At 70.9% G+C, this 21,371-nt stretch carries 20 protein-coding genes and 1 riboswitch; of the genes, 8 read left to right on the top strand and 12 right to left on the bottom strand.

Features of this window, described 5'->3' with window-relative positions:
* Positions 1–12: 12 nt before the first annotated feature.
* From ACFXMV_RS14850 to thiO, 5 genes are all read right to left on the bottom strand, one after another.
* On the bottom strand, positions 13–807 hold the full coding sequence (locus tag ACFXMV_RS14850) for an ABC transporter permease (protein ID WP_378498366.1): 795 nt from the start codon (positions 805–807) through the stop codon (positions 13–15).
* Positions 807–1,751, bottom strand: a complete 945-nt coding sequence (locus ACFXMV_RS14845) for an ABC transporter ATP-binding protein (protein WP_378498365.1) — start codon at positions 1,749–1,751, stop codon at positions 807–809. Before ACFXMV_RS14845 ends, ACFXMV_RS14850 begins: the two co-directional genes overlap by 1 nt.
* Positions 1,752–1,877: 126 nt before the next feature.
* Positions 1,878–2,648: a thiazole synthase gene (locus tag ACFXMV_RS14840; protein ID WP_378498364.1), complete on the bottom strand. Its 771-nt coding sequence runs from the start codon at positions 2,646–2,648 to the stop codon at positions 1,878–1,880.
* On the bottom strand, positions 2,641–2,859 hold the full coding sequence (thiS, locus tag ACFXMV_RS14835; protein WP_378498363.1) for a sulfur carrier protein ThiS: 219 nt from the start codon (positions 2,857–2,859) through the stop codon (positions 2,641–2,643). Before thiS ends, ACFXMV_RS14840 begins: the two co-directional genes overlap by 8 nt.
* Before the next feature lie 7 nt (positions 2,860–2,866).
* A complete protein-coding gene (thiO, locus tag ACFXMV_RS14830) occupies positions 2,867–3,934 on the bottom strand; it encodes a glycine oxidase ThiO (protein ID WP_378498362.1) in 1,068 nt (355 codons plus the stop codon).
* A riboswitch (TPP riboswitch) is annotated at positions 3,931–4,041 on the bottom strand. It overlaps the preceding gene by 4 nt.
* Positions 4,042–4,067: 26 nt before the next feature.
* On the opposite strand from thiO, the gene thiE reads away from it, so the two are divergent.
* On the top strand, positions 4,068–4,775 hold the full coding sequence (thiE, locus tag ACFXMV_RS14825; RefSeq protein ID WP_378498361.1) for a thiamine phosphate synthase: 708 nt from the start codon (positions 4,068–4,070) through the stop codon (positions 4,773–4,775).
* Positions 4,776–4,906: 131 nt separating this feature from the next.
* Here thiE and ACFXMV_RS14820 read toward each other — a convergent pair whose 3' ends face one another.
* On the bottom strand, positions 4,907–5,806 hold the full coding sequence (locus tag ACFXMV_RS14820; RefSeq protein WP_378502460.1) for an NUDIX domain-containing protein: 900 nt from the start codon (positions 5,804–5,806) through the stop codon (positions 4,907–4,909).
* A gap of 168 nt (positions 5,807–5,974) precedes the next feature.
* Between ACFXMV_RS14820 and ACFXMV_RS14815 the strand changes: the two genes are divergently transcribed.
* From ACFXMV_RS14815 to ACFXMV_RS14805, 3 genes are read left to right on the top strand one after another with little or no spacing between them, the layout of a single operon-like run.
* The gene (locus tag ACFXMV_RS14815) at positions 5,975–7,330 is read left to right on the top strand and encodes a hypothetical protein (RefSeq protein ID WP_378503660.1); all 1,356 of its coding nucleotides are present in this window, start codon (positions 5,975–5,977) and stop codon (positions 7,328–7,330) included.
* A 26-nt stretch (positions 7,331–7,356) separates the two neighbouring features.
* Complete coding sequence (locus ACFXMV_RS14810) at positions 7,357–8,355, top strand: glutamate ABC transporter substrate-binding protein (protein WP_378502029.1); 999 nt, start codon at positions 7,357–7,359, stop codon at positions 8,353–8,355.
* Between the two features lie 10 nt (positions 8,356–8,365).
* Positions 8,366–10,705, top strand: a complete 2,340-nt coding sequence (locus tag ACFXMV_RS14805) for a tetratricopeptide repeat protein (protein ID WP_378503661.1) — start codon at positions 8,366–8,368, stop codon at positions 10,703–10,705.
* On the opposite strand, the gene ACFXMV_RS14800 is transcribed toward ACFXMV_RS14805, so the two are convergent.
* The 4 genes from ACFXMV_RS14800 to ACFXMV_RS14785 form a co-directional block, all read right to left on the bottom strand.
* Positions 10,702–11,292 (bottom strand): dihydrofolate reductase family protein, encoded by a 591-nt coding sequence (locus tag ACFXMV_RS14800; protein ID WP_378502231.1) that lies wholly within the window; start codon positions 11,290–11,292, stop codon positions 10,702–10,704. The two genes, ACFXMV_RS14805 and ACFXMV_RS14800, sit on opposite strands and share 4 nt — an antisense overlap.
* Positions 11,293–11,355: 63 nt before the next feature.
* Complete coding sequence (locus ACFXMV_RS14795) at positions 11,356–12,573, bottom strand: acetate kinase (RefSeq protein WP_378503662.1); 1,218 nt, start codon at positions 12,571–12,573, stop codon at positions 11,356–11,358.
* Positions 12,570–14,669 (bottom strand): phosphate acetyltransferase, encoded by a 2,100-nt coding sequence (gene pta / locus ACFXMV_RS14790; protein WP_378499975.1) that lies wholly within the window; start codon positions 14,667–14,669, stop codon positions 12,570–12,572. Before pta ends, ACFXMV_RS14795 begins: the two co-directional genes overlap by 4 nt.
* 56 nt (positions 14,670–14,725) lie before the next feature.
* Positions 14,726–15,085: a YybH family protein gene (locus tag ACFXMV_RS14785; protein WP_378499976.1), complete on the bottom strand. Its 360-nt coding sequence runs from the start codon at positions 15,083–15,085 to the stop codon at positions 14,726–14,728.
* A 117-nt stretch (positions 15,086–15,202) separates the two neighbouring features.
* On the opposite strand from ACFXMV_RS14785, the gene ACFXMV_RS14780 reads away from it, so the two are divergent.
* Positions 15,203–16,090 carry a LysR family transcriptional regulator gene (locus ACFXMV_RS14780; RefSeq protein WP_378499977.1) on the top strand — a complete coding sequence of 296 codons (888 nt, stop codon included), beginning with the start codon at positions 15,203–15,205 and terminating at the stop codon, positions 16,088–16,090.
* Between the two features lie 5 nt (positions 16,091–16,095).
* On the opposite strand, the gene ACFXMV_RS14775 is transcribed toward ACFXMV_RS14780, so the two are convergent.
* Both ACFXMV_RS14775 and ACFXMV_RS14770 read right to left on the bottom strand, forming a co-directional pair.
* Positions 16,096–16,698: a suppressor of fused domain protein gene (locus tag ACFXMV_RS14775; protein WP_378499978.1), complete on the bottom strand. Its 603-nt coding sequence runs from the start codon at positions 16,696–16,698 to the stop codon at positions 16,096–16,098.
* A gap of 43 nt (positions 16,699–16,741) precedes the next feature.
* Positions 16,742–19,537: an ATP-binding protein gene (locus tag ACFXMV_RS14770; protein ID WP_378499979.1), complete on the bottom strand. Its 2,796-nt coding sequence runs from the start codon at positions 19,535–19,537 to the stop codon at positions 16,742–16,744.
* Between the two features lie 202 nt (positions 19,538–19,739).
* Between ACFXMV_RS14770 and ACFXMV_RS14765 the strand changes: the two genes are divergently transcribed.
* From ACFXMV_RS14765 to ACFXMV_RS14755, 3 genes are all read left to right on the top strand, one after another.
* Entirely contained in the window at positions 19,740–20,096 is a 357-nt protein-coding gene (locus ACFXMV_RS14765) for a VOC family protein (RefSeq protein ID WP_378499980.1), read from the top strand.
* Positions 20,097–20,172: 76 nt separating this feature from the next.
* The gene (locus tag ACFXMV_RS14760; protein ID WP_378499981.1) at positions 20,173–20,781 is read left to right on the top strand and encodes a glyoxalase; all 609 of its coding nucleotides are present in this window, start codon (positions 20,173–20,175) and stop codon (positions 20,779–20,781) included.
* 55 nt (positions 20,782–20,836) lie between these two features.
* Positions 20,837–21,310 carry an iron chaperone gene (locus ACFXMV_RS14755; RefSeq protein WP_378499982.1) on the top strand — a complete coding sequence of 158 codons (474 nt, stop codon included), beginning with the start codon at positions 20,837–20,839 and terminating at the stop codon, positions 21,308–21,310.
* Positions 21,311–21,371 lie beyond the last annotated feature (61 nt).

The following is a 21,371-nucleotide window of genomic DNA, read 5'->3' as shown; positions in this document are numbered from 1 at the left end:
GGCGCAGCTGCCTCAGGCGTCGCGACGGTTCACCGTGAACAGCGCGAACCCGAAGATCACCGCCACGAAGAACGCGAAGTACGCCAGGCTGCCCCACGGGCCCCAGTGGAAGTCGACGCCCTGCGGCGCGCCGAGGAAGTTGTTCGCGTTCATGAAGGGCAGGAACGGCTTGACGTTCTCGCCGAACCGCCCGAACAGGCCGAACAGGTTCTCGATCAGCAGCGGCCAGAGCAGCAGCAGCGCGATCGCGCCAGCCGACTGCCGGAGCAGGGTGCCCACCGCCACCGCGAGCACCACGCACAGGAAGGCGTAGATCGGCACGCCGTAGATCGCCCGCCAGGCCTCGGCGCCGGAGAGCTTCAGCGCGGCGCCCGCGGCGGTTCCGGCGGTCGCCTTGGCGATCGCGTACGCACCGAAGGTGAGCACGAAGGTCAGCAGAGCGCCGAAGCCGCCGATCAGGCCGGCCTTGGTGATCAGCACCGAGTCACGCTTCGGCACCGCCTGGAAGGTGGTGCGGATGATGCCGAACCGGTACTCGCTGGTCACCGCGAGCGCCGCGAGGATCATCAGGATCAGCACACCGAATCCGGAGACCCCACCGACCGCGTCCGCGAGGGTGGGCAGGAAGGGCTCGAAGTCCGGCTTCTCCCCCTGCGCGACCTCGTCCGCAAAGGCGTTCAGGCTGGCCTTGGCGCTCAGCCCGATCACCGCGGCCAGTCCGAGGCCGAGCACGATGATCGCGACCGTGCACCACCAGGGCGACCTGGTCGAGGTGAGCTTGATCCGTTCTGCGTTCACGACACCCATCAGAGCGCCCCTCCCATCACGTCGTCGACGCCTGCGGCGTGGTACTGCACATCGTCCCCCGTCAGTTTCATGAATGCGTCCTCGAGCGAGCCCTGCTGAGCTGCCAACTCGTGCAGGACGATTCCGTTGCCGCCCGCGATCTGCCCGACGACGTCGGTGGTCGCCTCGAGCACGATGAGCGCGCCGCCGAGCTCGGAGGTGCCGTCCTCCCGGACCGTGAGCCCCTGCGAGGTCAGCGCGCTGCGCAGCGCGTCCAGCTGGGGACTGCGCACCCGCACCGTCGATTCGGACGACCGGTCGACGAAGGCCTTGACGGTCGTGTCCGAGATCAGCCGGCCGCGTCCGATCACCACGAGGTGCTCGGCCGTGAGCGCCATCTCGGAGAGCAGGTGGCTGGACACCAGCACCGTGCGCCCCTCGGCCGCCAAGCGCTGCATGAACTTTCGGATCCAGACGATGCCCTCGGGATCGAGCCCGTTGACCGGCTCGTCGAACAGCAGGACCTTCGGGTCGCCGAGCAGCGTGGCCGCCAGCCCGAGCCGCTGGGACATGCCGAGGGAGAAGCCGCCCGCCTTCTTTCCCGCGACCTCGGTGAGGCCGACCAGCCGCAGCACCTCGTCGACCCGGGACATCGGGATCCCGTTGGACGCCGCCATCCACTGCAGGTGCGCCTTCGCGGACCTGTTGGGGTGCACCCACTTCGCGTCCAGCAGCGCGCCGACGGTCCGGAGCGGCTGCTTCAGGTCGTGGTACGGCTTGCCGTCGATCAGCGCGGTTCCCGCGGTCGGCCGGTCCAGGCCGAGGATCATCCGCATCGTCGTGGACTTGCCCGCGCCGTTCGGTCCGAGGAAGCCGGTCACCATGCCGGGCTGGACCGTGAAGGTCAGGTCGCTGACCGCCTTCGTGGGCCCGAACTCTTTCGTCAAACCCCTCACTTCAATCATGAGGAGAAGGATTCCTCAATCCGCGGCGGCGCGCATCGCCCGCAGGTCGTGTCGGGTGTCATACCTGGGGATGACACGACCCTGAGAGGGCGCGGGCCATCCGTCGGGGTCGCACCCGGCGAAGGGTCAGAGGTCAGGCGAGGACGCCTGCGCCCAGAACCGCTTCGGGATCCGTCCGGCGCGGCGGGCCTGGTATCCCGCGGTCACCGCGGACGCCATCGCGGACGCCATCAGCGCCGGATCCTTGGCCCGCGTCACCGCGGTCGCGAGCAGGACGGCGTCGCAGCCGAGCTCCATCGCCAGCGCCGCGTCGCTGGCGGTGCCGATGCCCGCGTCGAGGATCACCGGAACCCCTGCGGCCGCCACGATCATCTCGATGTTGTGCGGGTTCGAGATACCGAGGCCGGTGCCGATCGGCGCACCGAGCGGCATCACCGCCGCGCATCCGACGTCCTCGAGCCGCCGCGCCAGCACCGGATCATCGGTCGTGTACGGCAGCACGGTGAAGCCGTCGTCGACGAGTTGTTCTGCGGCGGAGACCAATTCGATGGCATCGGGCAGGAGGGTGCGCTCGTCGGCAATGACCTCGAGCTTGACCCAGTCGGTCTCCAGCGCCTCCCGGCCGAGCTGCGCGGTGAGCACCGCCTCGGCGGCGCCGCGGCAGCCGGCGGTGTTGGGCAGCGGGGCGATGTCCAGCTTGCGCAGCAGGTCGAGCACCCCCGTGCCGCCGACCGCGTCGACGCGGCGCATCGCCACCGTGGTGAGCTCGGTGTCGGACGCGACGAGCGCCTCCTCCAGCACCGCGAGGTTCGCCGCGCCGCCGGTGCCCATGATCAGCCGGGAGCCGAAGCTGCGGCCCGCGATGGTCAGCCGGTCGGCGGTGAGGGGCTCAGCCACCCTGCACCGCCGTCAGGATCTCGATCTCCCAGCCCTTGCCGACCGGGGTGTCCCAGGACGCCCGCGGGAACACCGCGCCGTCGACCGCGACCGCGATGCCCTTGCACGGCAGGCCGAGGTGCTCCAGCAGCTGGGCCACGGTCAGCGGCTCGGACAGCTGATGGTCCTCGCCGTTGACGGTGATCCCGATGTTCACCGGTGTGTTCGTCATCGAGTCCTCACTCATCGTTGAAGTTGAACCGTTCCGGGGAGGCGCTCTTGGCCTCCGCCAAGGGTGCGCCGTCGAGCTCGGCGACCACCGCGTCGGCGGTCAGCGGGGTCAGCAGGACGCCGTTGCGCCCGTGCCCGGTCGCGAGCACCACCTTGTCCGACACCCGGCCGATGATCGGCAGGTTGTCGGGGCTCATCGGTCGCAGTCCCGCGGCGCATTCGTGCAGCTCGTACTCCCCGACGCTCGGCATCAGGGTCTGCGCGTCGGCGATCAGGTCGCGGACCCCGGCGACGGTGACCTGGGTGTCCTCCCCCGACTCGTGCTGGGTCGCGCCGACCACGAGACCGTCGCCGCGCGGCACCAGGTACACCGGCCGCCCGTGCACGCTGCCGCGGATGGTCATGGTCGGGGCGGGCGCGACGCCGGGACGGCGGTGCAGCCGCAGGATCTCGCCCTTGACCGGACGGACCGGCAGCCCCGGCCACAGCCGCGCGGACGCGGTACCGGCGGACAGCACCACCTGGTCCGTGTCCAGCGCCGCCGGGTCGGTGACGGCCTCGGCGACGAACGCCACCCCCGCCGCGACGCAGGCCGACCGCAGCGCCAGGACCAGGGCGCGGTTGTCGACCGCGGACTCGGTGGCGGCCAGCAGGGCCAGCCGGATGTTCGGGGCGAGCGACGGTTGCGCGGCGCGGATCTCGGTGCGCGAGAGCAGTTCCAGCCGGTAGCCCTGGCAGGCGATCCACTCGGCGACGGTCCGCAGGTCGGCGGCGTCGGCCGCGTCCAGCGCGACCGTGAGCGAACCCTGGGAGGTGAACAGTGTCTCGCCGGACAGGGCCTCGAGCTCGCCACCGAAGTCGGGCCAGCGGGCCAGCGAGTCCGCCCCGACCTGCAGCACCGCGTCCTCGCCCGGCCACCCCTCCGACAACGGTGCCAGCATCCCGCCCGCCACCCAGGACGCCCCGGACGCCGGTGCCGGATCGTGGACGGTGACCCGCCAGCCGGCCTGGGCGGCGCGCCACGCGACCGACAGCCCGATCGCGCCGCCGCCGATCACCGCGACAGTTCTGCTCACAATTCCACCTCACTCCCTGCGCCGGCATGATCCGGGTCAGGTATGACGGTCGGGGCTCGCGGCCCCCTCTCAGCCCCGCGCTCGCCGGGACTCCCGTGTCACTTCTCTATGCGTAGAGACTACCGTTGAGAGCGTGCACCCCTCGCATTCCGGTAAGCACCTCACCCCACGCGAACGCCTCGCGACCGCCCGTCTCTATCTCTGCACCGACGCCCGCCGCGACAAGGGCGACCTCGCGAAGTTCGCCGAGGCCGCGCTGTCCGGCGGCGTCGACATCATCCAGCTGCGCGACAAGGGATCGGCTGGCGAGAAGAAGCTCGGCCCGATGGAGACCCAGGAAGAGCTGGGCGCGCTGGCCGAGCTCTCCGCGGTCGCCCGCAGGCACGGCGCTCTGCTGGCCGTGAACGACCGCGCCGACCTGGCACTGGCCGCGGGCGCGGACGTCCTGCACCTGGGCCAGGGCGACCTGCCGGTGCACTACGCCCGCCGAATCCTCGGCCCGAACGTGGTGATCGGCCGCTCCACGCACAGCCGGGCGCAGGCCCAGCTCGCCTCGATCGCGGACGACGTCGACTACTTCTGCACCGGACCGGTGTGGGCGACGCCGACCAAGCCCGGCCGGACCGCGTCGGGCATCGACCTGGTCCGCTCGACCGCCGACTCGCACCCGACCCGGCCGTGGTTCGCGATCGGCGGCATCGACGAGGAGCGGCTGCCCGAGGTCCTCGAGGCGGGCGCCGACCGCATCGTGGTGGTGCGCGCGATCACCGAGGCGCGCGACCCGCAGGCCGCGGCGCGGTCACTGGCCGACGCCCTGGCCCGCAACGCCGACCGCCGCTGACCCCCGGCCAGCCCACCCTCCCCGCCCCGACCTCCCCGCCCCACCTCCCCAATGTCACATTGATTCGGCTCAGTCGAATCAATGTGACATTGGGGAGGTCGGGGCAGGGGTACAGACTGATCGGCGGGGGGTCAGTCCAGCCAGCCGAGGACCGTCGACGGCGACAGCTGCACGACCGTCTCCGGCAGGCGCTCGCGCAGCCCACGGTCCGCGGTGACCACGGCGGTGAGGTGCTCGTCGACGCCCCCGAAGGCCGGATGCCCGACGACGCCGCCCGCGGCCATCGCCAGCTCGGTGCCAGCGCCCGCCAGCAGCGCCAGCTCGTCGTCCCCGCTGCCCGCGGCGACGTGCACCGGAATCCTGGCGTCCACCTCGGCGACCGCGCGAGCCTGACCCTCGAGCACCGCCTCGATCCGCGACAGCCAGCCGAATCCGCCGTCCGGCAGCTCGATGGTCCGGGGCAGCGTCCCGGCCAGCGCCGCGAGCAGTTCGCCGGTCGCGCCCGCGCGGTCCCGCCACCAGCCGTTCGGCCGCGAGCCCAGCACGTTCGCGGTGTCCAGCAGCAACCGGACCGGGGTGCTCCGCAGCTCCGGCCAGCTCGCCGCGAAACCCGGATGCAGCAGCAGCCCCGACACCTGGTCCTCCGGCACCCAGCGCAGTTCCGTGCTCTCGCCGTTCGGCACCGTCGTGAGCGGGCCTGCCGCGTCGGCGATCACCGTCGTATACGTCCAGCCGCTGCTCGCCCGCGCGGTCACCCGTTCGGCGCGCACCCGCAGGTCGGAGCCGGGTATCCCGGCCTCCTCCTCGGCCTCGCGAACGGCGGCGTGGACTGTCGACTCGTGGCTGTCGCGGGCGCCGCCGGGCAACGCCCAGGTGCCGCCCTGATGGCTCCACTGCGCGCGGTGTTGCAAGAGCACGGTCGGGGTTCCGTCGGCCGCGGGGGCGCGCAGCAGCAGCCCGGCCGCGCCGAACTTGCCCCAATGCCGACTTCCGTCGTCGCTCTTGGCCCAGCCGTCCCCGTCACCGCGCATCGACTTCGTTCACCTGCCCCACATCCGGCCACGTCGCACCCCACGCGGTCCTTGCGCCTCGTCATCTTCTTCTCGACCGAACTTAGGCCAGTCGCGCACAACAAAGCTCAGTTACTGCTTATATGCTCCCCCTTGACTGGCATCCGGGCCAGCTGGGAAGGGTGCGTGGTGGCCGTTCGGGAAGCACCGTCGACGGAACCCCTCGGCGATGATCTCGCGCCGCGGTCCGTCGCGCCAGCCGATCGCCCTGGCCGGTACAGCCAGTTGTCGGAGTTCCTCGGGACGACCCCGGCCAAGCTGATCGGCCTCGGCGTCACGCTGATCGTGCTGGCACTGTTCGCGGGTACGGTCGCCGCGGTCCAGGTCGCGGACCGACAAAGCACCCTCGACACGCTGCTCAACCGGGTCGAACCCCAGGCCAACGCCACCCAGAATCTCTACAGTGCGCTCTCGATCGCGGATGCAGCCGCGACCACCGCCTTCATCTTCGGCGGCATCGAACCCGCCGCGGTCCGCGACCGGTACACGCAGTCGATCGGCGAGGCCGCGGCCGACCTGGTGGGCGCGTCGAGCGGCATCACCGACACGAACGCGCCTGCCCAGCGGCTGCTCACCGAGCTGTCCACCGGGCTGCCGGTGTACACCGGACTGATCGAGACGGCCCGCGCCTACAACCGCAGCGGCTACCCCGTCGGAACGGCCTATCTGCGCGAGGCCTCGTCCATGATGCAGTCCACCCTGCTGCCGATCGCCGAGGAGCTGCACGGTCAGCAGGCCGAGGCCGTCGTGCAGAACCAGGACGAGTTCGCGACCCCGCCCTGGCTGGCGATCGGGCTGCTCCTGCTGTCCCTGATCGCGCTCATCGCGGGTCTGGTCCTGCTGGCCGGGTGGACCCGACGGCTGCTGAACCCGGGACTGATCCTGTCCGCCGTCGCGGTCGCCGCGCTGCTGGGCTGGCTGCTGATCGCGGGCCTGATCTCCTCCACCTCCACCGGGCGGGCGCTCGAGCAGGGCGCCCGGCCGTTGTCGCAGCTGACCACCGGACGCATCCTCGCGCAGCAGGCCAGGGCCGACGAGACCCTCGGCCTGGTCCGCCGCGACATCACGGGCGGCTACGCGGACGCGTTCGGCAAGCACCTGACCCGCCTCGAATCGATCCTCGCCGACTATCCGGACGGCGGCCGCGTGAAGGTGGCGACCGACCTGGTCAGCGCGGCCGCCGAATCCGGAAGGGGCTGGTCCGCCGCGCACCAGCGGGTGCAGCGCCTGCTCGACAACGGCGACTGGGCGGGGGCCGCGGCGGTGGCGACCGGTCCGGGCGAGAAGGACTCCTCGGCGTTCTTCGCCCGCGCCGACGCCGCGCTCAGCGACGCCATCGTGGCGACCAGGACCGAACTGCGCGCCGACATCGACCGCGCCCACTCGACCCTGTACGGCCTCGGACCTGGCGCGCTGGTGCTGTCCGCGCTGGCCGCGGCTGGCGTCGGGGTCGGCCTGTGGCCACGGCTGCGGGAGTACCAGTGACGAGGGGCGGATCCACAGTGCCCGGGCTGCGGCTGCGCCGACCCGGATGGCGAACCGTCGGGTCCGCCCTGCTCGTCGCGGTGTCCCTCTTCGCGACCGGCTGCACGCAGACCGAGCCCGGCGCCGTCGCGGACAAGAGCGGCTACACCGAACCGCCCCTGCCTGAGGGCGCCACGGTCGCGCCGCCGCCGACCGGCCCGCCTGCGAACGAGGCGAACTGCGGGGACCCGACGGCGAGCCTGCGTCCCTTCCCAGGCGTCCCGCCCGAGCCGCCGCCGCCGAGCGCCTCCCTCGCCGAGATCCATGGCAGGGGCAGGCTCGTCGTCGGGCTCGACACCGGCAGCAACCTGTTCAGCTTCCGCGACCCGGCGACGGGCGAGATCGAGGGCTTCGACGCCGATATCGCCCGCGAACTGGCGCGCGACCTGGTCGGCGACCCGAACCGGGTGGAGTTCCGGATCCTGTCCTCCGCCGACCGCATCCCGGCGCTGATGAACAGCACGGTCGACGTGGTGGTCAAGACGATGACCATCACCTGCGAGCGCCGCGAGAAGGTGAACTTCTCCACGGTGTACTTCCAGGCCCAGCAGCGGGTGTTGGCGGTCAAGGGATCCGGCATCACGGGCACGGCCGACCTGGCTGGCAGGCGGGTCTGTGCGGCCGAGGGGACCACCTCGGTCGGGCGGATCCAGCAGGTGCAGCCCGACGCCACCGTGGTGACCGTCCAGAACTGGGGCGACTGCCTGGTGGTGTTGCAGCAGGGCCAGGTCGACGCGGTGAGCACCGACGACTCGATCCTCGCAGGCCTCGCGGCGCAGGACCCGTACCTGGAGATCGTGGGCGAGGGCCTGAGCGTGGAACCGTACGGAATCGGGATCAACAAGTCGGACCACGACCTGGTGCGGGTGGTCAACGGAAGCCTGGAGCGGATGCGTCAGGACGGCACCTGGACCCGGATCTACGATCGGTGGCTGCGGGTGCTCGGTCCGTCGCCGGGCCCGCCGGTCCCGCACTACCTGGACTGAGAGCGAGACAATGGCTGGAACGCAAGGACATCCGAGGCCGGAACCGTCGGTCCCGTCGCCGCCGTCCGCGTCGACCGAGGGGTCCGAACGCACCCAGGCCTCGGTACCGGAAGCCTCCGGCCGTACCCAGGCCTCGGTACCGGAAGCGTCCGGCCGCACCCAGGCGACGGCACCGGATCAGTCCGCGCCTGCCCGCACCACCGGCCGTGGGAGCCGCTCGCAACGGTCACGGACGAGCGTGCGACGCCGCCTCGGCGCCGGGCTCGTCGAGGTCCCGCCCGTCACCGCGATCGACCCGGCCACGGCGGTGATGGCGGATCCTGTTGTCGCGGAGAACAAGCGGTTCTGTTGGAAGTGCGGGAAGCCGGTCGGCCGCAAGGGCCCCACCGGTCCCGGATCGTCCGCGGGAACCTGCCCGTCCTGCGGCACCGTCTTCGACTTCACCCCGCTGCTCGAGTCCGGCGACATGGTCGGCGGGCAGTACGAGGTGCAGGGTTGCATCGCGCACGGCGGGCTCGGCTGGATCTACCTCGCGATCGACCGGAATGTGAGCGACCGCTGGGTCGTACTCAAGGGCCTGCTGCACTTCGGGGATGCCGAGGCGCAGGCCGTCGCGCTCGCCGAGCGGCAGTTCCTGGCGGAGGTCGCGCACCCCAGCATCGTGAAGATCTTCAATTTCGTCGAGCATCCACGGCCCGATGGCAGCCCGATGGGCTACATCGTCATGGAGTATGTCGCCGGGCACTCGCTCCGCGACGTGCTGAGCACTCATAAACGGCCGGAACGGATTCCGATCGAACAGGCGATCGCGTATGTCCTCGAGATCCTGCCCGCGCTCGGGTACCTGCATTCGGTCGGCCTCGTCTACAACGACCTCAAGCCGGAGAACATCATGGTCACCGACGATCAGCTCAAGCTGATCGACCTGGGCGCCGTTGCGGGCATCGAGGACTACGGCTACCTCTACGGCACGCCCGGTTACCAGGCGCCGGAGATCCTGAAGACCGGACCGACCATCGCCTCCGACGTCTACACGGTCGGCCGGACCCTCGCCGTTCTCACCCTCCAGATGCCTTCCGACAAAGGCAAATACCTCGACGGACTGCCCACCCCCGAGCAGGCACCGCTGCTCGCGGAGTACGAGTTCTTCCATCGACTGCTGCTGCGGGCAACCGCCGCCGATCCCGACCATCGATTCCGGTCAGCGGACGAGATGGCCAGCCAGCTCACCGGGGTGCTCCGCGAGATCCTGGCCCAACAGACCGACGAGGAGCGGCCAGGGCTCTCCGAACTGTTCAGCCCACAGCGCACCACATTCGGCACCGACGAGGCGGTGCTGCAGACCGATGTGTACGCCGACGGACGCCTTCACGAGCCGATCCTGTCCCCCCGCGACATCACTGCCGCGCTTGCCGTTCCGTTGATCAACCCGTCCGACCCGAGCGCCGTGCTGCTGGCTGCCGCGGTGCATGCGGAGCCGGACCAGACCCTGGACTCGATCCGCCATGCCAGGGCGAACGGACTCGAACGAACGGTCGACGGTGGCGCCGGGTTCACCGCGGAGATCGCGCTGGCCGAGGCGAAGGCACACCTCGACCTCGGCGACCCGATCGAGGCGGCCCGGGTGCTCGGCTCGCTGAGCGCCGCCAAGGGATCGAACTGGCGTGTCGACTGGTACAGCGGCATGGCTTCCCTGCTCGGCGCCGAGTACGAGCAGGCGATGGGCCACTTCGAGGCCGTCCTCCAGGCGCTCCCCGGCGAGGTGGCTCCGAAGCTGGCACTGGCGGCGACCGCGGAACTCATTCTCCAGCACTGGGACACCGATGAGCCCCAGCAGTGGCGTGAGTTCGCCGAAAAGTACTACCGGACCGTCTGGCGCACCGACCGCAGCCTGGTCAGTGCGGCGTTCGGGCTCGCCAGGCAGCTCGCCGACCGGGGCGACATCAGCGGTGCGATCGTGGCCCTCGACCAGGTGCCGCCGAGCTCACGGCATTTCAATGTCGCCAGGATGACCTCGGTACTCACCCTGCTCTCCGGTGCACCGATCGAGAAGATCGGCGAGACCGCGATCCGCGAGTCCGCCCGCCGGGTGAACTCGTTGCCGCCCAACGAGGGTCGCGCGCTGCAGATGCGCACGCTTGTGCTCGGCACCGCGCTGGACTGGGTGCTGCTCGGCCATGTCGCCAAGTCCGAACTCGAGCCGATCCTCGGCGTCGCCTTCACCGAGCGAGGACTGCGCGCCGGCACCGAGGCCGGGCTGCGTGCCCTCGCACGCAACGCCGAGGACCGCAGGCACAGGTACGCACTCGTGGACCTGGCCAACTCGATCCGCCCGAAAAGCCTGGTCTAGCCGGCCGGTCGGTAGGTGCACACGTGCACGCCCGCGGGGCTGATGACCGTGGAGACCAGCTCGAGCGTGTGCAGCGCGCCGCCGTCGGGGAAGATCGACTTCCCGCCGCCGAGGAGCACCGGCATGACCATGAGCCGGAGCTCGTCGACCAGACCCTCGTGCAGGAGGGTGCGCACGAGGGTGGGGCTGCCCATGACCACCAGGTCGCCGCCCTCGGTCTCGCGCAGCTCCCGAATACGGGCAATGGCCTCGTCGCCGGCGAGTCGCGTGGTGTTCTCCCACGTCAGCTCGCCGTCGCTCAGGGAGTCGGACACGACGTACTTCGCGATGGCGTTCATCCGGTCGGCGAACGGGTCGCCTGCTCGCTCCGGCCACGCCCCGGCCATCGTCTGCCACGTGCGGCGCCCGAACAGCAGCGCCTCGGCCTTGCTCAACGCGTCGTCGAAGGCGCCACCCACCACCTCCGGATCGAAGAACGGGTGCGACCAGCCACCGTGGGCGAAGCCGCCGTCGGTGTCCTCCTCGGGTCCGCCGGGCGCCTGCACGACGCCGTCCAGGCTGATGAACTCACTGATCACGATGCGCATGGGGTCTCGCTTCTCTTCGGTGTTGTCGGATTCTGCTGTGTAGACCTTCGGGCCGCTCGAAAATCATCGCGGCGGCGGATCACCGGCTCCATCCGAGGCCAACGTGCGCGCCGCCCTTGCGATCGCCAACTCCTCGTTGGTCGGCACCACCAGCACCGTGACCTTGGAGTTGTCCGTCGAGATCACCCGGGCGGTGCGGTCTTTCGCCGCGTTGCGCTCGAGGTCGATCTCGATGCCGAGCCCCTCGAGGCCTGCGAGGGCGTCGGCGCGGACCTCGACCGCGTTCTCCCCCACCCCGGCGGTGAAGGTGATGGTGTCGACCCGGCCGAGGGTCACCAGGTAGGCCCCGATGTACTTGCGCAGCCGGTGGATGTAGACGTCGTAGGCCAGCCCGGCCGCCGCGTCGCCCTCGCCGATGAGACGGCGGAGCTCGCGGAAGTCGTTGACCCCGCACAGCCCCTTGAGCCCGGAGCCGCGGTTGAGCAGGTCGTCGATGTCATCCACGTCCAGGCCCGCGCTGCGCCGCAGGTGCATCACGATGCCCGGATCGATGTCGCCGCTGCGGGTGCCCATCACGAGACCCTCCAGCGGGGTCAGACCCATCGAGGTGTCCATCGCCCGGCCGCTCGCGATGGCCGACGCCGAGGCACCGTTGCCCAGGTGCAGCACGATCTGGTTGAGCTCACCCGGGTCGCGGCCGAGCAACTCCGCCACCCGCTCGGAGACGTACTCGTGCGAGGTGCCGTGGAATCCGTAGCGGCGCACCCCGTGTTCCTTCGCCACCTCCGCGTCGATGGCATACGTCCGGGCAGGCAGCGGCAGCGTGTGGAAGAACGCGGTGTCGAAGACGGCGACGTGCGGGATGTCGGGGAACACTCGCATCGCACTCTCGATTCCGGTCACGTTCGCCGGATTATGCAGCGGTGCAAGGGCGGACAGCCGGGATATCTCGGCGACCACGTCGGCGGTGATCAGCGTCGGGCGGTAGAACACCTCGCCGCCGTGCACCACCCGGTGCCCGACCGCGGCAATGCCGGCCTCCGCCAGGTCCATGCCCGCCTCCGCGAACATCCCGAAGGCCAGCCGCAGGCCCTCGGCGTGGTCGGCGATCGGGCCACGATGCTCGCTGTCCGCGCCGCGGTGCCGGTGGCCGATGATGCCGTCCGGCTCGCCGATCCGCTCGACGAGCCCGGACGCGATGGCCTCCCCGCCGTCCGGGTCGATCAGCTGGTACTTGATCGAGGACGAGCCCGAATTGATGACCAGCACCGGACCGTTCACTGCCGAGCCCCTTCCGCCGCGACGCTCTGCGCCTGGATCGCCGTGATGGCGACCGTGTTGACGATGTCCTGGATCAGCGCACCGCGCGACAGGTCGTTCACCGGCTTCTTCAGCCCCTGCAGGACCGGTCCGACGGCCACCGCCCCTGCGCTGCGCTGCACCGCCTTGTAGGTGTTGTTCCCGGTGTTGAGGTCGGGGAACACGAACACCGTCGCCCGGCCCGCCACCTTCGAGTCGGGCAGCTTCGTGCTGGCCACCGTCGGCTCGATCGCCGCGTCATACTGAATCGGCCCCTCCACCAACAGGTCCGGGCGACGTTCGCGGACCAGCACGGTGGCGTCACGGACCTTGTCCACCTCAGCTCCGGAACCCGAATCACCGGTGGAGTACGACAGCATCGCGATCAGCGGGTCGATACCGAACTGGGCGGCGGTCTGCGAGGAAGAGATCGCGATGTCCGCCAACTGTTCCGAGGTCGGGTCGGGCACCACCGCGCAGTCGCCGTAGGCCAGCACCCGGTCGGCCAGGCACATCAGGAAGATGCTGGACACGGTCGAGACACCGGGCGCGGTCTTGATGATCTCGAACGACGGCCGGATCGTGTGCGCGGTGGTGTGCGCGGCGCCGGAGACCATGCCGTCCGCTATTCCCAACTGCACCATCATCGTTCCGAAGTAGGAGATGTCGGCCATCACCTCGCGGGCACGCTCGAGGGTCATCCCCTTGTGCGCCCTCAGCCTCGCGTACTCCTGCGCGAACTCGTCGGTGTACTCGCAGTTCGTCGGGTCGAGCACGGTTGCGGCGCTCAGGTCGACGCCGAGCTCCGCCGCGCGCCTGCGCACCGGGCCCTCCTCGCCGAGGATGGTCAGGTCGGCGACCTTGCGCTGCAACAGCCTTCCGGCGGCCCGCAGGATCCGGTCGTCGTCGCCCTCGGGCAGCACGATGTGCTTGCGGTCCGCACGGGCGCGGTCGATCAGCTGATACTCGAACATCTGCGGGGTCACCACCTCTGGCCTGGCCACCTCGAGTCGGGCCAGCAGGTCGGCGGCGTTCACGCGCTGCTCCATCAGGCTCAGCGCCGTGTCGACCTTGCGCTGTGAGCCGACCCCGACGCGTCCCCTTGCCTGCGCCGCTGCGCTGGCGGTGTCGAAGGTGCCGAGGTCGGTGGTGAGGATCGGCAGCCGCGGTTTGAGACCGGCGACGAGCTTCGCGATGGCCGGGTGCGGGGCGATGCCGCCGTTCATGATGATTCCGGCGAGCGACGGAAATCCCTCCGCCTCATGGGCATTGACCATCGCCAGCAGCACGTCGGAGCGGTCCCCTGGAGCGATCACCACGACGCCCTCCGAGAGCCGCTCGAGGATGTGCTCGGCGGTCATGCCGCCGACCATGACTCGCAACGCCTCCCGCTGCAGCAGCTCGGGGTCGCCGCTGTACAGCTCGCCGTCGACCGCGGTCAGCAGCTCACCCATGGTCGGCGCGATCAGCAGCGGCATCTCCGGCAGGGACCACGCGGGCACCCCCATCGGCTCCAGCGCAGCGGTCACCTCGCCGAGCCGGGCCGGATCACAACGGTTGGCGACGATGCCGACCAGATGCGCGTGCTGGGCGCGCAGCTCGGCCGCGCAGATCTGCGCCAGCTGCAGGACCTCGTCGGGGGTGCGGCCTGCACCACGCAGCGCCAGCAGCACCGGCGCGTCCAGGTTCACCGCGATCCTGGCGTTGAACTCGAGCTCGCTTGGGCTGGCCACGTCCGTGTAGTCGCTGCCGATGATCACCACGGCGTCGCACTCCTCCGCGACATCGTGGTAGCGCGCGACGATCTCGCTGAGCGCGAGCTCCGGGTCGGCGTGCACCTGCTCGTAGGAGACGCCGAGGCACTGCTCGTAGCCGAGGTCGGCCGAGGTGTGGTCGAGCAGCAGCTCGAGGATGTAGTCCGGCTCGTCGGTGGAGCGGGCGATCGGCCGGAACACCCCGACCCGGGCCGCCGAGCCGCTGAGCATCTGCAGCACGCCGAGCGCGATGGTCGATTTCCCGGTGTCCCCCTCCGGGGAGGCGATGTAAATGCTCGAGACTGCCGACTCTGCGGATGCCATGCGGTCAGCCTAGTGGCCGACGCCGCGGCACTGGCGCCGGTACGCGCGCATCGGACTCAGCCGCGGGCCTCCGGACGGTCCAGGACCCGCAACCAACTGCCGTCGGGCTGGCGCCGCACGACCTGAACCCTGCCCCCGGTGTCGTCGGCCGGACGCGTCGAGGTCATCGCGAGGTCCCCGCTGCGCACGGTCGGCATCGCCTCCTCCACTTCGAAGTGTGGCCGGTCCGCGAGGAGCTTCTCGAGGACGCCGCGGATCGCCTCCCGTCCCACGGTCTCGCTGCCCGGTGGGAACGCCAGCACAGCGTCGGGCTCGTACAGCTCGGCGATCCCGGCCGCGTCGCCCGCATTGGCCAGTTCGACGAAGATTCGAGCCAGATCCTCAGGGGTGGTTGCTTTTTCGCGCGTTGCGGTCATTCCGGATCTCCCTCTTTCGCGCTCCACACGGAGCTGGTCTGCCTGACCACTCCATCGTGCGAGCATCGCGGCGATAAGTCCAAGAGCTGGTTTGTCTCGTAGCTAGAATCATCAGTTATGGAACTTCGCCAGTTGGAGTACTTCGTCGCCGTGGTCGAGGAGTCGAACTTCACCCGGGCGGCCGAGCGGGTGCACGTCGCGCAGCCGGGCGTCAGCGCGCAGATCCGCCGGCTCGAACGCGAGCTGGGACAGGAGCTACTGGACCGCACTGGCCGCACGGTCCGGCCGACGGCCGCGGGCGAGGCGGTGCTCCCACACGCCAGGGCCGCCCTTGCCGCGGTGGCCGCGGCGCGGACCGCGGTCGACGAGCTGGCCGGGCTGGTTCGCGGGCACGTGTCTGTCGGGATGGTCACGGCAGGCCCGACGGGCACCGTCGCGGACATGTTGGCGGGCTTCCACGCCGAGCATCCCGCCATCGGCATCTCCCTCTCGGAGGACACCTCCGAGCGGCTCCTCGCCGCGCTGCGCGACGGCCGGATCGACGTCGCCCTCGTCGGGCTGGCCGGCCCGCCGCCAGCGGGTGTCGCCACTGCGGTACTGGTGGACGAACCGTTCGTCGCCGCGGTCCCACCCGAGGACCGGCTGGCCGCCCACGATGCCGTCACCCTCGAGGCACTGTGTGAGCGCGAGCTGATCGCCCTGCCGCGCGGCACCGGATTGCGCACCGCCCTCGACAATGCCAGCGCCCGATCTGGATTCACCCCCCGCGTCGCGTTCGAGGCGAGCGACCCGAACGTGCTCGCCCGGCTGGCCGCACGCGGTCTCGGGGTGGCGATCCTGCCCACGACGGTCGCGACCGCGCACGCGACCACGCTGCGATCGGTCACCATCACCCGGCCCGGGCTACGCGGCCGTATCGCACTCGCCTGGCGCTCGGACGGCCCGGCCAGCTCGGCGGCCTCGGCGCTGGTCGCGCACGCCCGCCTGACCCTGCCCCGCCCCTGAACCCCTCAGACCACCGGCGCGCGATCGATGTCCGACACGTCCGCGCCGGACTCCTCGAGCCGCCGGAAGAGCTGATCGGTCCCGTTTGCTGACGAGAACTCGAGCTCGCTGTCGCTGATCGGCACCGCCTGCAGCCAGGTGTCGACGCTCTCCTCGGTGTCGACCAGGATCTCGAGGTCCGGCCAGATGAACGGCACCACCAGGAGCACGTGCTTCATGGTCCGCGCCGGGTCCACCTCGCGGATCGCGTTCGGGATGATGCAGTTCGGGGTCAAGTGGAACGAGCCGGACGCCACCGCGAAGGCGCACTGCGCGAGCACGTCGGCCAGCGCCCGGTAGTCCGCGCGGCCGACCGTGACCAGCTCGGTGCGGATCGGCCTGCCGTCGTCGGTGGTGACATTCGTCGGGAAGCGGGACATGTCCAGCGTCGCGTACGAGGCGTAACCCGGCCCCGGGCAACCGTCCCCGACCGCGATCGACACCTCGTCCGGGGTCTCGCCGTCGGTGTCCGACTCGACCGCGGCCCGGAATCGCAGCACCTGCGGCAGCCCGCCGAACACCGCCCCGATCCGGCGGGCGGCTTCCATGACCTCGTCGCTGGCATCCATGACGGGCAAGCCTAGTGCGCGGCGGGTGCCGCGCCCCCGACGCCTACCACCGGGCCGCGGCCATCGGGGCGAGGCCGAGATCGGCGAGCTCGGCCGCCCCGCGGGCAGCATGGTCGCCCCCGGCCAGCACTCTGGTCCGCGCCGACTGGTACCGGCAACCGGCCGCGTCGAACGCATCCGCCGTGGCGAGCAGCCGCTCCCGGTCCTCGGCGAGCAGCGCGTCGGCCCGCTCCACAATGGCACCGGCGACGGGGTTCCCTGCCACGATGGCCCGGGCCTCGGCAAGGCGGTCGCCCGCATCGGAGTGCCCGGCGAGCACGGCGGCTTCGGCGCGCAGCGCCACATACCAGTGGAGCCAGATCCAGGTGACCCATCGCCACACCTCGCCGGGCTCCGCCGTCCGGTCCAGCGCCGCGCCTGCCTGTCCGTTGTGCAGCATCAGGATCGCGTCGAACACCGCCTGGTAGCCGTGGCCCTGCTCCGACGGGATGCCGAGCCGGCCCTGGACCGCGTTCCATTCGGACCGGGCATCGTGGTCATCGCGGAGGCCATGGATCATTGCCACTCCGGCCACCGCCGGGCCGAGCGCAGATCCGGCGGGGCTCCCGGCCCGCTGCCATGCCTCGAGGAATCGGGCGCTGCGGGTGCGGACCTCGTCGACGTTGCCCGCCAACGCATCCGCCACCAGGAGCTGGCTCGTCGCGCGGTGGCCGACCTCGGCCAGCAACGGATGATCGGCTAGTTGCTGCGCCCACCGGCGGGCACCCGGCAGGTCCCCAGCGCCGAGTCCCGCCTCGGTGGCCTCACCGAGCGCCTCGATCAGCTCGTGGGTGCCTGCCGGACCATCCGGTGCGGACGAGAACAGCGCGATCCGTCGCCGTGCCGTGGCCGCGGCGGCGAAGGTGTCCCCGGCCCAGCTCTTGGCGCCGGTGAGTGTGTCAAGCGCGGCGGACTCCGCGAGCGAGTCGCCCGTGCGGTGCGCGAGCTCGACCGCCCGTTCGGCGCGCGCGATCGTCTCCGGCACGGCATCGTCGGCTGGGCCCTGGGCGGCACCGAACGCGTCGGTGAGCGCCCTCCCGGCCTCGGCCAGCGCCACCGCGGCCTCGGCGGCCGGGTCATCGCCTGCCAGCTCCCGTGCCTCGGCGATGAGCGCGATCGCCTCCTCCGGCGGCAGGATCCGCACGAACTTGCTCGAGAACCGGTACGCGTTGGCGGCGGCGGTCGCCAGGTCGGCTGCGGCGCCCGCGGTGTCCCCCGATCGGCGGGCGGCGGCCGCGGCCTCGCGGCTGAAGCGGTACATGTCGTCGCCGCGCATCAGGCACCCGGCGACGGCTGCGGCATGCCGGAGCATCGAAGCGGCTGCCGCGTCGTCCGCGAGCGCGGCCGCCTGCTCGTACCGCAGCTGGGACTCGCCGATCAGGTGCCGGGCGAAGGTCAGCTCCGCCAGGTGCCGGGCGAGCTCATACGCCTGCGCACGCCGCTCCGGCCGGTCGGCAGCCCACGAAAGCGCGGCGCGAAGGTCGTCGGCCACCGCGTCGAATCGTGCCCGCCGGTCCGCTCGTGCGACCGCCAGATCGGTCGCCTCGGCCAGGCACCAGCGGAGGTGCCGCACCCGGACGTCGTCGCGCTCACCGGCCACCGTGAGCCGCTCCATCCCGTATTGGCGGATGGTTTCCAGCGCCCGGTACTCGGTGCCGCCGCCGGACGCCGTCACCACCAGCAGACTCTGCTCGGCGAGCCGGGCCAATCCGTCTGCGACGACGCCGGTCTCGGCCCCGGCCACCTGCGCCGCCGCCTGGGCTGTGAACGACTTCATGAACACCGAGACCTGACGCAGGAGCACTCGATCGTCCGGCTCCAGCAGGGCGTGGCTCCAGTCCAGCGCCGCTCGCACCGAGCGGTGCCGGTCCTCGGTCCTTGCGCCGCCTGCGAGCATCCGGAGCTGGTCGGAAAGGCCTGCGGTGAGGCCATCGAGCCCGAGCGTGGTCCAGCGGGCCGCGGCCAGCTCGATCGCCAGCGCCACACCGTCGAGCCGCTCGCAGAACGCCGAGACCTGATCCCGCAGTGCGTGATTCGGCGGCCAGCCACCCGCAGCCGCGCGGTCCATGAACAACGCGACCGCGTCCGACTCCCCCTCACCCGCCAACGACATCGGCGGCACCGTGAACACCCGCTCGAACGGCACCATCAACCGGGCCCGGCTGGTCGCCAGCACCGTCACCCGGGGGCACGCGGCGAGCAGCCGTTCGATGAAGGGCGCCACGCCATCCCGCAGGTGTTCGCAGTTGTCCAGGACCAGCAGTGCGTGACGGTCGGCCAGCGCGTCCAGCACCGATTCGTCCATGCCCCGGCCGGGCTGCTCGCCGAGGCCGAGGGCGACGGCGACGGCGCCTGCCACCACGGCCACCTCCGGGCTGGTGATCGGCACCAGGTCGACGAACCACACCCCGTCGGAGTAGTCACCGGCCGCCTCCGCGGCGACCGTCAACGCGAGCCGGGTCTTGCCGACTCCGCCGGGCCCGATCGCGGTCACCTGCCGCTGGCCCTTGATCAACTCGGTCAGCTCGGCCCGTTCCCGCGTCCGGCCGATGAACGAGGTCAGCGGCGCAGGCAGGACGGGCGCCGGGTGCGGCCGGTCGGTGGTAGCCAGCTCGGACGCGCGCTGAGCCAGCCCGCGCCGATCCGGAACCCCCAGCTTGCGCAGGAGCGAGGAGACGTGGCTCTCCACGGTCCGCACCGAGATGAACAGTCGCGCACCGATCTCGGCGTTGCTGAGGTGCTCCCCCAGCAGCGCCAGCACCTCGGCTTCCCGCGCCGAGATCTCCACCGTCGCCGTCATGGGCCCCATCCTGCCGTATCCGCCTCGTGCTCAGACCGATCGGCCGGATTCCGTGGTGGCCACCGCGGGCCCGATCAGTGGACGGTTCCGTGGTCGCCACGGATGTGGCCCGGCCCGCAGGCGGAGATGCTGTGAACACGTCCGATTCACCTCGACAGACGGACCAACCGGGTCGATGCGGCCCACGACTTCAGGAGTGATCATGACCAGCTCTCCCACCCAGGGAATCAAGACCGTGCTGTTTCCCGTGTCCGACCTGACCACGGCCAAGGCGCTCTATTCCGCCCTGCTCGGCGAGGCGCCGCAGGCCGACTCGCCCTACTACGTCGGCTTCGAGTCCGAGGGCCAGCACATCGGCCTGGTGCCGGGTGGTGGGCCGCAGGGCATGACCGTGCCGGTGGCCTACTGGCACGTGCCGGACATCGAGGCGAAGCTGGCCGAGATGACCGCGGCGGGCGCCACCGTGACGGAACCCGCGCACGACGTCGGTGCAGGCCGCCTGGTGGCCACCGTGACCGACACCGACGGCAACACCCTCGGCCTGATCCAGGACCGCTGAGTACCCGGGACCGAGCGCACTCAACGACACCGAGCATCAGCCCGGACACCGACCCCACCTCACCGAAGGAACTGCCATGACCTCCATCGAACCCATCACCCTCGAAGTACCCGACGCCAAGGCCGCCGAGGCCTTCTACACCGCCGCCTTCGGGTTGGGCGACAAGGTGAGGGTCCGCGCGTCTGAGGAACCGACGACCGGCTTTCGCGGATTCGTCATGTCGCTCGTGGTGTCCCAGCCGAGCACCGTCGACAGCCTCCTCGGCACCGCGCTCGAGGCCGGCTTCACGTCGCTGAAGCCGGCCAAGAAGAGCTTCTGGGGGTACGGCGGCGTGGTCCAGGGCCCGGACGGAGCGATCTGGAAGGTCGCGACATCGAAGAAGAGGGACACCGCCCCGGTCACCCGTGAGGTCGACGACGTCGTGCTGCTGTTGGGGGTCGAGGACGTCAAGGCGAGCAAGCAGTTCTACGTCGACCGCGGCCTGGCTGTGGGAAAGAGCTTCGGCAGCAAGTATGTCGAGTTCGCCACCCCTGGGTCGCCCGTCAGGCTGGCGCTCTACGGGCGCCGGGCCGCAGCGAAGGATGCCGGCGTTTCCCCGGAGGGCACCGGATCGCACCGGATCGTCATCGGCAGTGACGCCGGGACCTTCACCGACCCCGACGGGTTCGCCTGGCAAGCGGCCTGACGCGTCAGTTCCCGAGCAGCGAGTTCGTTCCCACCAAGCAGGAGGAGACCGGCTGATGAACGCTCAGAAGTCGACAACACGCACCACCACGAAGACCAAGTCCGCCGTCGGATTCACGGACGAAGAACGCGCCGCGATGAAGGAGCACGCCCAGGAGCTGAAGACGGCAGTCCGCCGCGGCCCGCGCGCGACCAAGGCCGACGGGGAGAAGGACGTGCTGGAGAAGATCGCCGCGATGGCGGAATCCGATCGCGCCATGGCCGAACGGATCCACGCCATCGTCAGGGCGGGCGCGCCGGACCTGACGCCGAAACTCTGGTACGGCATGCCCGCGTACGCCAGGGACGGCAAGGTCGTGTGTTTCTTCCAGAGCGCGGAGAAGTTCAAGGCGCGGTACGCCACGCTCGGCTTCAACGACACGGCACACCTCGACGACGGCGCCATGTGGCCGACCGCGTTCGCTCTGACCACGTTGACCGCCGCCGACGAGACACGGATCGGCGAGCTCGTGACGAAGGCTGCGGGCTGAGAAGGACTGCGGGTTCGGAGTCGTGCCTGCCACCGCACCCGGTGGCAGGCACAGCTCGCGT

Source organism: Rhodococcus sp. NPDC059179, from assembly GCF_042754885.1.
GTDB lineage: Bacteria > Actinomycetota > Actinomycetes > Mycobacteriales > Mycobacteriaceae > Rhodococcus_G.
Note: the sequence above shows the minus strand (reverse complement) of the source record. Positions and strands in the feature narration are given on the sequence as shown.